21 protein-coding genes are annotated in these 12,588 nt (G+C 47.9%); 1 reads left to right on the top strand and 20 read right to left on the bottom strand.

Annotation, left to right across the window (positions count from 1 at the left end; all coding sequences use genetic code 11):
- Window positions 1–14: 14 nt before the first annotated feature.
- The 19 genes from AC50Y3_RS01740 to AC50Y3_RS01650 all read right to left on the bottom strand — a co-directional run bounded on the left by AC50Y3_RS01740 (window position 15) and on the right by AC50Y3_RS01650 (window position 11,317).
- Window positions 15–449 carry a hypothetical protein gene (locus tag AC50Y3_RS01740; protein WP_494817052.1) on the bottom strand — a complete coding sequence of 145 codons (435 nt, stop codon included), beginning with the start codon at window positions 447–449 and terminating at the stop codon, window positions 15–17.
- Between the two features lie 237 nt (window positions 450–686).
- On the bottom strand, window positions 687–1,088 hold the full coding sequence (locus AC50Y3_RS01735; RefSeq protein ID WP_494817051.1) for a DUF2500 domain-containing protein: 402 nt from the start codon (window positions 1,086–1,088) through the stop codon (window positions 687–689).
- 37 nt (window positions 1,089–1,125) lie between these two features.
- Window positions 1,126–1,887 (bottom strand): phosphoribosylformimino-5-aminoimidazole carboxamide ribotide isomerase, encoded by a 762-nt coding sequence (gene hisA / locus AC50Y3_RS01730; RefSeq protein ID WP_494817050.1) that lies wholly within the window; start codon window positions 1,885–1,887, stop codon window positions 1,126–1,128.
- Window positions 1,888–1,909: 22 nt separating this feature from the next.
- Window positions 1,910–2,617 (bottom strand): YjjG family noncanonical pyrimidine nucleotidase, encoded by a 708-nt coding sequence (locus AC50Y3_RS01725; RefSeq protein WP_494817049.1) that lies wholly within the window; start codon window positions 2,615–2,617, stop codon window positions 1,910–1,912.
- A gap of 2 nt (window positions 2,618–2,619) precedes the next feature.
- A complete protein-coding gene (locus AC50Y3_RS01720; protein WP_494817048.1) occupies window positions 2,620–3,063 on the bottom strand; it encodes a VanZ family protein in 444 nt (147 codons plus the stop codon).
- Window positions 3,053–3,670: a hypothetical protein gene (locus tag AC50Y3_RS01715; RefSeq protein WP_494817047.1), complete on the bottom strand. Its 618-nt coding sequence runs from the start codon at window positions 3,668–3,670 to the stop codon at window positions 3,053–3,055. Before AC50Y3_RS01715 ends, AC50Y3_RS01720 begins: the two co-directional genes overlap by 11 nt.
- A 38-nt stretch (window positions 3,671–3,708) precedes the next feature.
- On the bottom strand, window positions 3,709–4,206 hold the full coding sequence (locus tag AC50Y3_RS01710; RefSeq protein WP_494817046.1) for a GNAT family N-acetyltransferase: 498 nt from the start codon (window positions 4,204–4,206) through the stop codon (window positions 3,709–3,711).
- 102 nt (window positions 4,207–4,308) lie between these two features.
- Window positions 4,309–4,788, bottom strand: a complete 480-nt coding sequence (locus AC50Y3_RS01705; RefSeq protein WP_494817045.1) for a TcaA NTF2-like domain-containing protein — start codon at window positions 4,786–4,788, stop codon at window positions 4,309–4,311.
- A gap of 40 nt (window positions 4,789–4,828) precedes the next feature.
- The gene (locus AC50Y3_RS01700) at window positions 4,829–5,290 is read right to left on the bottom strand and encodes a GNAT family N-acetyltransferase (protein WP_494817044.1); all 462 of its coding nucleotides are present in this window, start codon (window positions 5,288–5,290) and stop codon (window positions 4,829–4,831) included.
- A gap of 128 nt (window positions 5,291–5,418) precedes the next feature.
- Entirely contained in the window at window positions 5,419–5,988 is a 570-nt protein-coding gene (locus AC50Y3_RS01695; RefSeq protein WP_494817043.1) for a GNAT family N-acetyltransferase, read from the bottom strand.
- Between the two features lie 47 nt (window positions 5,989–6,035).
- Window positions 6,036–6,647, bottom strand: coding sequence for a LysE family translocator (locus tag AC50Y3_RS01690; protein WP_494817042.1), 612 nt, complete (start codon window positions 6,645–6,647; stop codon window positions 6,036–6,038).
- Window positions 6,648–6,743: 96 nt separating this feature from the next.
- Window positions 6,744–7,361, bottom strand: a complete 618-nt coding sequence (locus tag AC50Y3_RS01685) for a nucleotidyltransferase family protein (protein ID WP_494817041.1) — start codon at window positions 7,359–7,361, stop codon at window positions 6,744–6,746.
- Window positions 7,351–7,914: a pyridoxamine 5'-phosphate oxidase family protein gene (locus AC50Y3_RS01680; protein WP_494817040.1), complete on the bottom strand. Its 564-nt coding sequence runs from the start codon at window positions 7,912–7,914 to the stop codon at window positions 7,351–7,353. The genes AC50Y3_RS01685 and AC50Y3_RS01680 overlap by 11 nt, the downstream gene beginning before the upstream one ends.
- A 200-nt stretch (window positions 7,915–8,114) precedes the next feature.
- Window positions 8,115–8,531: a GNAT family N-acetyltransferase gene (locus tag AC50Y3_RS01675; RefSeq protein ID WP_494817039.1), complete on the bottom strand. Its 417-nt coding sequence runs from the start codon at window positions 8,529–8,531 to the stop codon at window positions 8,115–8,117.
- A 6-nt stretch (window positions 8,532–8,537) separates the two neighbouring features.
- Window positions 8,538–9,272, bottom strand: coding sequence for an alpha/beta fold hydrolase (locus tag AC50Y3_RS01670; RefSeq protein WP_494817038.1), 735 nt, complete (start codon window positions 9,270–9,272; stop codon window positions 8,538–8,540).
- 12 nt (window positions 9,273–9,284) lie between these two features.
- Window positions 9,285–9,839 carry a GNAT family N-acetyltransferase gene (locus AC50Y3_RS01665; protein ID WP_494817037.1) on the bottom strand — a complete coding sequence of 185 codons (555 nt, stop codon included), beginning with the start codon at window positions 9,837–9,839 and terminating at the stop codon, window positions 9,285–9,287.
- 5 nt (window positions 9,840–9,844) lie between these two features.
- Entirely contained in the window at window positions 9,845–10,306 is a 462-nt protein-coding gene (locus AC50Y3_RS01660; RefSeq protein WP_494817036.1) for an SRPBCC family protein, read from the bottom strand.
- A gap of 45 nt (window positions 10,307–10,351) precedes the next feature.
- Complete coding sequence (locus AC50Y3_RS01655; protein WP_494817035.1) at window positions 10,352–10,876, bottom strand: GNAT family N-acetyltransferase; 525 nt, start codon at window positions 10,874–10,876, stop codon at window positions 10,352–10,354.
- 21 nt (window positions 10,877–10,897) lie between these two features.
- Entirely contained in the window at window positions 10,898–11,317 is a 420-nt protein-coding gene (locus tag AC50Y3_RS01650; protein WP_494817034.1) for a GNAT family N-acetyltransferase, read from the bottom strand.
- 278 nt (window positions 11,318–11,595) lie between these two features.
- On the opposite strand from AC50Y3_RS01650, the gene AC50Y3_RS01645 reads away from it, so the two are divergent.
- A complete protein-coding gene (locus AC50Y3_RS01645) occupies window positions 11,596–11,688 on the top strand; it encodes a sporulation protein YjcZ (RefSeq protein ID WP_090977881.1) in 93 nt (30 codons plus the stop codon).
- Window positions 11,689–11,762: 74 nt separating this feature from the next.
- Here AC50Y3_RS01645 and AC50Y3_RS01640 read toward each other — a convergent pair whose 3' ends face one another.
- A complete protein-coding gene (locus tag AC50Y3_RS01640; RefSeq protein WP_494817033.1) occupies window positions 11,763–12,563 on the bottom strand; it encodes a Cof-type HAD-IIB family hydrolase in 801 nt (266 codons plus the stop codon).
- Window positions 12,564–12,588 lie beyond the last annotated feature (25 nt).

The following is a 12,588-nucleotide window of genomic DNA, read 5'->3' as shown; positions in this document are numbered from 1 at the left end:
TTTTAATGGGTTGTTTATGGCATGTATCTCTCGGATTCTTTCAAGTGAGCAACGTCAACTGTCAATATGGCACAATCAAATATGTTCATAATCTCGCTTCTGGCGCTATGCACAAAACCCAATATGGAATGCTCCATCTTGCTGGTACATAACGAGGCGTTGACCCAAATTTTCTGGTTCATGATGACAATCGACATCTCGTTGTGCGTCGGATAGCGGTATACCTCATCAAACACATTCGTTTCGGCGTACGTATCAGGCAATGCAACCGAGAACATCACAATCGGGGGCTCATCCCCCATATCCGTTATTCGAAACTGCTCATGAATGGGGTAATTTTCTTTGGTCCATCTGAATCCATGTGTATAATCTTCGTCGACTTGCCATACAGGTTCAAATCGACTCGTAGCTTCATCAAACAGGTCTTTGTAGAAATCCAGCAGCTTCATATCTGTTCACCTATACGCATGCTCTTCTGTGTCAAGATTGCGTACCTCCTTCGAATTACCACTACACTGATTATAGAACCTAAATATTTGGTAAGTTCTTAATCGTCGTTTGAATTGTGTGATATTGCGGCCTTTTTATTTGGAAAGTGTTAGTACGTGAGTACGCAAATCAAAAAAGCCCGAGCCTCACATGTGAGGTTCGGGCCACTCTTATCGGATCGGTTACTTTTACTTCATTTACCGTTGAAAGCCTAGGTACCGGGTACCTTGAAAAGTCAATCTTCCGGTGTCGCCTTCAGCCAGCATGCCGGATTCCTGACCGCTCACTTCAAATTCCATGCGATCGCCGCTCTCCACTTGGAACGTAATGTAGTAGTCCGTGCTCGTGCTGGATGAATGATTGAGAATGCCATCGTTATTGTGATGATGGGTTGAACTGCTTCTCACATTCGTCCGCTTATTGACGATATTCGCTTGAACGGTCAAGATCGGCTGCTTGTTATTCCGCTGCGATTGACGAATAGAGGCAATGATGCCGTAGATGATCAAACCAAACACAAGTAGAAACATCAACGGAAAAATAATACTCATGAAGCTGAACATACGATCGCCTGCTGTAAAAGGATCCATCGAACCCATTTGATCACCCCTCCTTCATTGTTAGAATATACCTCTATTACGAGCGATTGCCGCAGTAGGTTACAACTTCATCATAGGATAAGCTGCCGCCAAATATATCGAGAGCACTGCCGATTGTAATATCAAGCTTACCTGACGTAAGCGAACGGAAAAGCTCTAAATCCTCAAACGACCTGGCTCCGCCGGCATAAGTGGTTGGAATGGTCACCCAACCGGCAAGCTGCTGCGCCAAATCTGCCAATATACCTGTACGTTTGCCTTCTACGTCTACCGCATGGACCAAGTACTCGTCGCAATATTGAGCCAGCTCGCGAAGATGCGATTCATTGACTCGGAACTCGCTGAATGTTTTCCACTGATTGGTCACTACAAACCATTCGTCATCCCGCTTCTTGCAGCTTAAATCGATTACGAGCCTCTCCTTGCCTACTTCAGAGACAATCCGCTGCAAATGATTCATATCGAGCTCGCCGTCTCGGAATATATAAGAGGTTACGATAACGTGTGTAGCTCCTGCTTCTAAGTATCGAGCAGCATTCTCTGCGTGAATGCCCCCGCCAATCTGCAATCCGCCCGGATAAGCGCGCAATGCGGATAAAGCCGCTTCCTCGTTGCCGCCGCCAAGCATGATCACGTGTCCTCCGGTAAGCCGATCACGTTTGAACATAGCTGCGTAATAGTCCGAATCATGCTCGGATACAAAGTTCTCGACCACCTGCTTATTGCTCGCGCCAAGGGTTTCCCCGACAATTTGTTTTACTTTGCCATGATGCAAATCAATACAAGGTCTGAATTTCACGGATGTCCTCTTCCTCTCTCTACTACTCGTTCGGCACTTCCAATAGTGCATGCAGCTCAGCTAAAGAATGAATCATGAACGTCGGTCGAATCATCGGATCAAACGATCCTCTTCCGGGATTGAAATAACAGAAATCAATTCCTGCATTCTGCGCACCGATGTAATCATCGGTTAAGGAATCGCCGACAAACAACACCTGCTGCCGGTTCACACCGAGTGATTGAATGGCTAGATCGAATATTCGCCGCTCCGGCTTTCGGCAGTCCACTTCATCCGAAATGAACAGATGGTCAAAATAATGCGAAAGACCGCCTGCCGTTAGCCGTTTTCGCTGTGCCTCGCCAACACCGTTCGATATCACGCCAAGCGGATAACGGCCATACAGTGTGGAGAGCAACTCTTCCGTACCATCCATAAGATGGCAGTTGGAACAGAAGAACTCCCAGTACGTCTGAGCTAAATCGATCGATAAATTGTCATCATGTCCCAATTGCACGAGCGTATCGCGAAAAGAATAGGTCAACACTTGCGAGATATGGAGTTTCCGCTCCGTTCGCTCGATCCAATACGTCCAATTGATTGCAGCATACAAAGATCGGAATTTTTCCCATTCAAAGCCGGCAAGTTCAGGGAGCCTATGATGCATAATGGTGCTCTGCATGGACTCGAACTCGCTTGTATTATAGTCCAGCAGGGTTTGGTCCAAATCGAACAAAATCGCTTTATACACAGCTAGCACACCCGCCTTCGAATCATGCTGTAGAATCCCGCTCCTGCGAGCACGCCTACCGTATTTAGTAGAATATCGTCAATATCGAAGCTGCCGCGATGAAGCAGCAGCTGCAGCAGTTCGAGTATGAATAGCACGATAACGCTAAGCAGCGTTAAACGCAGGATTCGAACACGGAATAAATACGGAATCGAGAGACCGAATGGGACAAACACCGCCACATTACCTATGATGTTAACCAGCCAATGCGTAGGTGTAAAGCTGTCTGCGTGATCGAAATACAGTCTAATGGTACGCATCGGAACGAGATTATAGCGATAGCCCGACCACTGCGTTCCCGAGCGGCCAAAGCCGATAAACATCCAATAGAAGAGCAGCAATAAATAGAGGATCGTAATTAGGCCGATCATCTTCTTCACCATAAAATCCGTCCTATTAATCGACATCGACAATTTTCCAGCCTGCATGATTCACATTGGAAAGGGAATAGGCGTCAACCCGCTCATCTGCCTTGAAGGCATTGATACCGATGATTCGGTTCGTTTTGCCCGGCTTCTTGTAGACTGTTTCTCCTTGATAGGTCAGCTTGGTATATGAGAGCTCCGGTTGCGAAAGAATGGCATCGATAAACCATTTGGTTCTTTCGCTATCGACAAAGTAGTCTTTCCATACTTTTGCTGAAGCATCTGGCTTTACTTGAACGGTATGTAAGTAATCAAATAGAAACGCTAACACGTCAGTTGGAATTTCCTTATCAATGAGTGCCGCCTGCTCACTTTCCTTGGTAAGCAGTTCAGCTTGTGCGGTAAGCTCCCCAGCCTGCGCAGTAAGCTGCTCCTTCTCAGTCGTTAACGCTGCAACTTTCCCTTCCGATACCTTCAGCTGTGCGGCGAGCTTATTGTTTGATTCTTGCAATTCCGTTAGCTGCTTCTGCTGTGCTACCACCTGCTGCTCCAGATCTGCCGCCTTATTGCTGCAGCTGGTCGCCGCTAGGATGATAACGGCTATAAACGCAGCTCTACCTGCGACGCTCATTCGATTGCCATGAATCACACAGCATCCCGCCCATACAAGTCATTATCGAGTACCTGTTATCTCAAAATCTTCTGAAAGGACGCCAAGTCGAGCCAGCGGTCGAATTTGTAAGCAATTTCTTTATAGCATGCGACTTGCTCGTAGCCTAACTTCTTAAACAACGCCATACTGCTGTCGTTCTCGGTGCAGATCAGTGCTACCAAGGAATGGAATTTCAACTCCCTCGCAACCCCTTCGATAAACACCATCGCTTCTCGGCCAATCCCCTTGCCCGTAAATGCCGGATCGAGATAAATCGTTACATCCGCCGTTACCTGAAACGCAGGGCGCTTCTTATGCTGAGTGAGCAGTGCATAACCGGCGTATTGCCCATCCAGCTTTACGATATAGGAACGATAGATATCAGCCGTCGGTTCGATTAACTGTTTCATCTGCTCCAATGAATACGGCTGCATATCAAACGAAACGGTCGTATTTTCCACAAAATAATTGTACGTTTGGCGCACTTGTTCCAAATATTGGTCTGTATAGTTCTCAAACGCTAGTTCTCTCATGATAGTTGCACCTCGTAATTCGATTCTTATTTAGTTGCAAGGAAGGCAGGCAGACAGCTCAGATGGAGCCTTCACCTGCCCGCCTATGTTTAACATGCCGTTCTATTCCCACCGTTCAATACTGTATACCTTAAACGACTTACTGCTTGTGTTCTCCGTTACTGTATAGATCCAATTGTACTCATTTATTGAAGAACGGCCATCCGCATAATAGATGCCGATTTTCTCGATAATATAAAACTTGTATTCACCGTTGATTTTCTGGATATTCATGATTTGGTAGCGAATGAGCTTTTCTTTAATATTCTTATCGCTTAGCCGTCTTACCAGGCTTTCTTGCTGCTTATAGAGGGGACCGGCCGGGTCCAGCAAGCCTTCCACCAAAGAGAACCGTTTCTTGTTGATCGCCTCGACCATGGATTCCTCATATGCGTTCATGACGCGATTGGCGCCTGTCTCTTGATAGTCGATTTGTTCACCGGTAACCGGGCCTTGGTCTTTATCAGGTTCGTCTTTGGCTGTACAGGCACTAAGCAGCAGAAGAAAGCTTAGCAGCAAGCAAAGCGTCGCCGTTCTGTACATCGTATGTATGCTCCCGTCTTATAATTTCTTTCTCATCCAACTAACGGACGGTACGTTCATAAATGATGATATCTTTACCGTCAGGAAGCACGGCAGGCTTTACTTGCACACAGCCATTACGCTGCCAGAATGTATGAGCCGCCGCATTCGAAAGCAATACGCCGAGCCGATGAGAAGTCACGCCGCGTTCACGCATGATGGAATCGAACAGTTCCAATGCAGCATGCCCATAACCTCGCCCTTGATAAGCGCCATGAATGACTAACAAACCAATCCATGTACAGGAATCATTGGGATTGTGCATAAGAAACTCGAGAATACCAATGTCGTTTCCTTGCTCACGTATGATATATCGTTCAGCTCCGACTTGTTCTGCATCCTTCAAATCAGCAGCAATGTCTGCATCCGTCAGCTGTTCTTTATCTTTGGAAATAGAATTAAAATACGGATTTGAGTTCAAAACCGCCAGCTCATTAGCGATATATTCAGGCGTTGATTTCATCAGTGATAGCATTTCTCCGTTACCTTCGCTTCCTACATCTCCGATGGAGACACGCTACTTATTTTACCACGAAACCCGCTTCAACTGGAATGCCCTTAAGATGCATGCTCGCCTTCGACTAACCGATATCACTCATCCCATGACGGGTTCAGCAGCACCATATGAATGTGGTCCTCCCATTCCCCGTTAATGCGGAGGTAATCCTTCGCCAGTCCTTCATGCTTGAAACCAAGCTGCTCCACGACTTTGAGGGAAGCCGTATTTCGCGGCATAATATTCGCCTCGATGCGGTGTAGATTTAATTCTTGCCATGCATATGAAATCGTATGGGCCAGCGCTTCCTTCATATAACCTTTGTTTCGCTCAGCGACGTCCATCCTATACCCGAGGTGGCAGGATTGAAACGCCCCTCTGACGATATTGTTAAGCGTAACCGTCCCAATGAGATCCCCTTTCGGATGATCGTTTTTACAAATCCAGAACTTCACGCTCTGCCCGCTGTGAATGCTTTGCATATCGCTTTGAATAAGCTGTTTCTGATACTCCGCTGTGTAATATTCATGGGTTCTGACCGGCTCCCATGGGACTAGCGCTTCTCTGTTCCGAAGGACAAAATCATAAACCTTCGACGTATCGGATTCGTCAATCATCCGAAGCGTAAGATGTTTCGTCTTCAATGTTACATTTAGTTTGTTCATAGGTCCATCATCCTTCTAGTTGCTTTGTTCAAATCCATGTCTTGTGTCTACGACGAGAAAACCTGAAAGAGCGAATAGACCCCGAAAGCCAGTAATACCGATGCCGAGATTTGATTGATCACAAGCATGGCACGGGCATTCAAGGTTTCTCTAATCACCCCGATGACAACACTTAGGAACAACCACCAGAGCATAGAACCCGCAAAAACACCGACTACAAGTGTTACTGAATCCGCAGTAGATGAGTCCATAATGTTAAGCCCTGCGAAAATACCGAGGAACGATAAGATCGTCATTGGATTCGTAATGGTCAACAAAAAGGTCGTGACGTAAGCAGCTGCAACATTACGGCTCATTCGCGGTTCCACGCTCGCATCCGCCGCACTGGAGCGGAAGGATTGATAGCCTAAATAACAAAGGAACAACCCGCCAATCAATCGAATCCACATCTGCTGAGCTACTAACCCGCTCGTAATCGCATCAAATCCGAAAGCGGCAATTAGCCCGTAAATGCCGTCGGCGGTCGCCGCACCTAAACCGGCTACCGCGCCATACAGGCGTCCTTGATTAATCGTTCTCTTCATGCACAAAATGCCAATGGGTCCCACCGGTGCTGCAATCGATAATCCAATAATAATTCCCTTTACTACCATGCTCATGTGGTCAGACCCCAGTATCTATCTAGATGTATATTCGTATAACTATACTTATTGTAACCGAAAATCGCACCACTGAGCATCAGCTTCCAAATTGTCTTATTCCACAACTACTAATTTCGGCCAGAGTGTGCGCCAAGCTTTCCGCTGAATACGCTCCAAATAATACGCCCGATCTTCAAAATAAGGACTCTGACGCACCTGCATCTGGAATAAATCAGATAAACCGTTCGGGCAGCACAGCTCCAATTGATTTCGAGCATTCAATCGTGCACCGATTGAAGTGACCGTTTCCGGCCAGCGCATGAGCGCATCTTCCGTTGAGAGATAAGGGGCGCTGCCATTGCGAATATGCATTCTGGCTTGATTTTTGACCGACCATTTCGTATTCCCGGTGCAGACCGCCAATTGACGCTCAACTTCGCGATCCCTCTCTTCATCGAGATGCCCCTGATCGAAGTAGACCACATCGATATCCTCATGTGTCGCCCGGTAAGGGTAACCATGCAGATGATCCCAAACCAAATTACGTATGTAACCTGCTGCAAGGTAACATTGTGGAAGCCGCAAGCTAGCAACGAGCTGAAGATCTTGCATCAGTGATTCGTTCCCCCGCAATATCAGCTTCAATTGCTCCGCGAGTGCAATTTCATCGTCCATGTCAATCTCTGATTGTGCCTGAACGTCGCTAAGAGAACTCGTATGATCATCCTTCATCTGCTGCGAACTCCATCCCTATTGGTGACAGATAGCCGTCCATGCTGGTACTATTCTTGTTGGCGCGATATTGCACCAGCTTCTCTTCTCCTTGATTAACCGCCCATTTGAGAAGTAAATCACGTTCCCCTTCATACGAATAATACGGGATGCTGAAGCCGCAAGAGGTTTTGACAATATCAATGTCAGCCACGATAATTTGCCTGTAGCCCGGATACAAGTGGAACGGCGCTGCAGTCTCCTCCCACTCCGGGGAGCTTGGAAGAACAACACGTCCCGTGCCATACAATCGCAGAATAAGCGGCTTTCCTTCAAAAGCTACGAACATAAAGGTAATGCGGCCGGTAGCCGACAGATGTGCACTCGTCTCGTTCCCGCTCCCGGTTAGATCCAGATAGGCCACTTGGTTAGGTGTCAAGATGCGAAAGGCATCATGGCCTTTGGGCGATAGATTCACATGACCCTCAGCGGCGGCTGTTCCGACAAAAAACATTTTCTGATTCGCGATAAATTCGGCATGCTCCGGAAGAATGGATGAATAAGCTGTACCCATATCATCACCTCTATGATTAGTGGTCCTCTTTTTCTTGCTTGCGCCTTGCTCGCAAATCCCGGTTCAAGGCTTCTTTTCCGGGATCGCGTTTCGATCGTTTCGGAAGCTTGCTGTTTATTTCGATTAACAAGATAACTATGAATAGAAGTAAAATTACGATGATAACATTCATATGACCGCCTCCATGCCCCTCGCAAACATTAGAGCTCCTTCACAAAAAACAGTTCACCAACACCGCCGTCATTGATACCGCTTAGAATGCCGCATTCGATAAAGCCCATTTTGCGATGCCACAGTTGAGGTGCGGGTTCATCGGCTTGCGAAGAGCTGTAAAGCTTCGCCGCTCCTTGCTGCTTGAGATGGACCTGCACAAATTCGAGCATTTGCTTGCCGATTCCGTTTCCACGCAGTTCTTCTTTCACTTTAATTAAACCGATATACGGAAACTGTGACCATAGATGCTCCAGCTTGATGTATCCCACACATTCGTTCTGCTGCTCTGCCATAATAATATCCTCGTGATCGAGCTTCCATGACAGGATATGTTTTGGCGTATGGCGATCCCAGCTCAGAGCGGTCTCCAGATCACCTTGGTTACCGAATCCAATCGTGAGCATCCTATTTTACCCCTTTACCGAATCTACAGCTGCCAAAAAATCTCGAATGGCCGCATAACAACCATCCCTCTCCGTACCCATGAGGTCATGGCCGGAGCGATGAAATCCCTCTACTTTTAGATGCTGGAACTTGTCATGATATCGCTGCAAATCTGAATCATCAATGAGCGATCCATCTAGTGTTCCTCGTAAAATAAGTGCCTGCAGTGCAGACGGAGCGTCGAGAGCAACAAGCTTGGATTCTCGCCCAATGCCCCTCACCGCTTCTGTTCGTATATTCGAAGTTCGCTGAAACGGGATCAAATAATCATTGATGTACGCGTCAGCCCAATCGCCTGGCATTAGACGATGCTCCGGCGGGTAATCGCCTAATAGTAGGGAGAGAATATGCCGCGCATTTTGTGTTTCGGCGTAACCCAGCGCATATGAAGCGCCTCTGGAATGTCCGAACAGATGAAATTGCTGTAAATCAAGCGTATGAACGACAGCTTCGATATCACTCACATGCTCGTCCAAATGATAGCCGCTCTCCGGCGTGTCGCTATTCCCCCTGCCTCGGAAAGAAAGAACGACACATCGTCTGGGCAGCAGATATGCGAGTAAATCGACGTAATCTTCTGCCGTTTCCGATAAGCCGGGACATATAAGCAGAGGCTTGCGATCTGGACTCTCATGGTTGATCGAATCATAATAATGAATGCGCACACCGTCGTTAACCGCAAATCCGGATATGAAGCTCATACGACTCGCCTCCTACATAGCTTGATCTCGCTTCAGAACCGCAAACAACACCGCATCCACGAAGCTGTTCTTCTCGTAGAAATAATCGCGCATTAGTCCTTCTTCACGCATGCCGCTCTTCATAAGAAGCCTCCGTGAGCTGTCATTGGCCGGATCGATAAACGCTTCGATTCGGTTTAATTCCATCTCCTTGAACCCATAAGCCAGAATAGCCTTCAGCGCTTCGGTCATGATGCCTTGGCGCCAGTAGCCAGGATGAAGCTCATAGCCAATTTCGGCTTTATAATGCTCCTTGGCCCAATTGTGATAGCCGCATGTTCCCAGGACATCGCCGGTCTCTTTCCAAGTTACAGCCCAGCGAATCCCCTCCGAGCGATCGAAACGGTTGTTCCAGCTTTCGATAAGCGCCACGGCTTGTTGCCGATCTGTGAAGCTCTCCAGATCATAATAGACAATTACCTCATCCAGTCTAAAATAATCATATAACGCTCCGGCATCCGCTTCGTTTAATTGGCGAAGGAGGAGTCTCGACGTTTCAAGTACCGGAAATGGCTTCGTAGGGATCATTGCGTTCACTCCTTGCGCCCTTCTGCGATGCGTTTCACCTGTATATTCCGATCCTCAAGGAAGCGACGCATGTATCGTTTCAATACGAGTCGTTCCACTGCCCAGCCGAGCGGGCCAAGCGGAGCGGCAAAGGTTAGTCTGTCTTTCATGAGCGTCTTGCCTTCTTGGGATTCGAGCCTATGCTCATGTCGCAAATACTTGAAAGCCCCGCGCTGCGTCTCATCCACAAAGAAATACGGCGCACGAAATTCCGTAATCTTCGATGTCAAACGTTGTCTCACGAAGAAATGCGTCGCTTCGAAGGTCACCGTCTCGTTCAGTCCGATCGGACCGCTTGTCACGCCGGCAACTGCTTTCTCCTTCGTATGACGCCATACGGTGCGGGTATGCACATCTATATCTCTGGCTAAGTCAAAACACACCTCAATAGGCGCGTCGATCAACACTTCCGTCTCTACAGTTACCACTGCGAAGTCACCTCGTTCATAAATGCCGGTCTACTGCTTCTGTTCTTAGCTGCCGAAGAACGCATCAGGATATCTCAATTCCCCGCCTTCTAAAGCAAGCAATGCTCCACCGGTCAATTCTACTGCCATATATACGTCATCCGACACTTCAAATTGCTTGAGTGTTAGTCCAAATGTACGTGCCGGCCGGAAACCGAATCGAGGATAATATTCCGGATGCCCAATGAGTAAGACCCCCGGAAACCCGAGCTCACGGCTGCGCGTTAAACCCACTTCGATCAGTTTCTTGCCAACACCTTGCTTCTGAGAGCCGGGCAGAACCGCGATCGGCGCGAGCACGATAACTTCATGGTACGTTTCGCCGACTACGATACTTGCTTTACTGAATAAGGCATGGCCGATAACGCCCTGCTCCGATTCAGCAACAAGAGATAAGGATTCGATAAAAGATTCCGACGATCGAATTTGCTCCACAAGCTTCGCTTCATATTCCCTCTTGTCGAAGGCTTCCACATTCACCTGCCGAACCGCTTCATGATCGGCAGGCGTTTCCGTACGAATCGTGATCAAATCGTATGTTCACTCCCATCCTTAAACGCTGTAGGAAGACGGCTTTCGCAAAAAACGATCTCCGTCCCGTATGAAACCATATTGCTCGTACAATTCATGAGCATCACGTGTGCCAAGCAACCCCATTAGCTCCTTGAGCGGCTCCGATTCCGTTATCACTTCTACCAGCTTCTTGCCAAGTCCTTGGCCTCTAAAGGCATCATCTATGAAAACATCGCATAACCAGTACATCGTCGCGCCGTCCGTCACAGCCCGGGCAAAGCCTACTTGTGTATCCCCTTTGTAGATCCCGTAAACTAACGAATTGGAGATCGACTTCTCCACGCGCTCAAGCGAGCGATTGCTTGCCCAATAGCTTTGTTCCAAAAACCGTTTCACAGTCTCTAGATTCAGCCGTGCTTTATCATCGCTAATTTCAAATTCCTTATAAATAACGTTCATAGATGCCCCTCCATTCCCACTAATTACCTGTTTTTCCTAGCATACTTGACCATTCCGCAAACGTCTATAGGCATTGTAACGCCTCCATCTGTCTCAGGTACGACTGTCTCAAACCGAAGACATTCTCCCTAAGACAAATGCCCAATTGTGAGAGAACGAGGGCATCTGTCCAATCGCTGTGACGTAGATTTCATACAATACTGTATACCGAGTGCCAAGAAAACAACCGCAAGTTGCACAATCTGGCGCCGGAAATTACCTTTAAGGGAGGAATTTGCATGTCCGGTATGCACGGAGGCTTTACTTCTGCTGGCGTGATCCTGGTACTTTTCATACTGCTGGTCATCGTATCCCGCGGGTTTATGTACTAATCCTGTAGGAATATAGCCACGATCTGATATGCAAAAACCGTCGAGGGATTTAACCCCCTCGACGGTTTTTCATGTTATACGAACGCGTAGGTTTGTAGTGCTGCTGCAACGCCATCTTCTTGGTTGGATAGGGTCACGACATCCGCCGCTTCCTTCACGCCATCCGGCGAGTTCGCAACCGCAACACCGAGACCTGCAAACTTCAGCATGCCCACATCGTTGAAATAGTTCCCGATCGCCATCACGCGGCTCGGATCGACGCCCCGCACTTCGGCAAGCTTCCGCAGTGCCGTTCCTTTGCTCGCTTCTTTGTGCTGAACATCGATGAAATAGTCGCCGCTGCGAATGTGCTGCAGCCCATGCTCCCAGCCATTCCATTCCGCTTCAATGAGATTGAGATCTTCAATGCTGCCGAACAACGTAAATTTCACAAGTCCATCCGGCAACGGATCCTTCGGATCGCGCATGACCGGTTTGGCTTCGTACTTGCGGTACATCTCTGCCGCCTCCGGACTTATCCCTTCGACCAGCATGTCAAACGCGGTATTAATGTCAAAATGATGCCCGCCCTGTAAGCTATAATCACGGAACCGAGCTACTTCAGTGGCATCTATGCTATATTGGTGCAGCACTTTACGCTGCGCCGCATCGATTGTAGCTGCGCCATTGTGAGTAATCATCGTACCCGATAACCCCAGCGCATCCAGTACAGGCAATGCATTAGCCGGCCCTCTGCCTGTGCATAAAACGATTTCCGCGCCACGTGCGTGAGCTTCTCTTACGGCCTCTCTCACGGCAGGAGTCAATTCATGATTGTCCGTTAACAGCGTTCCATCAACATCTAATGCGATAATATCGTAGTTAATTGTTCCCATCCTATGTCAGCCTCTCTTTATCTCC

It is taken from the genome of Paenibacillus sp. J22R98, from assembly GCF_059383835.1.
The sequence above is the reverse complement of the archived record's forward strand: the minus strand, read 5'-3'. Positions and strand labels throughout refer to the sequence as shown.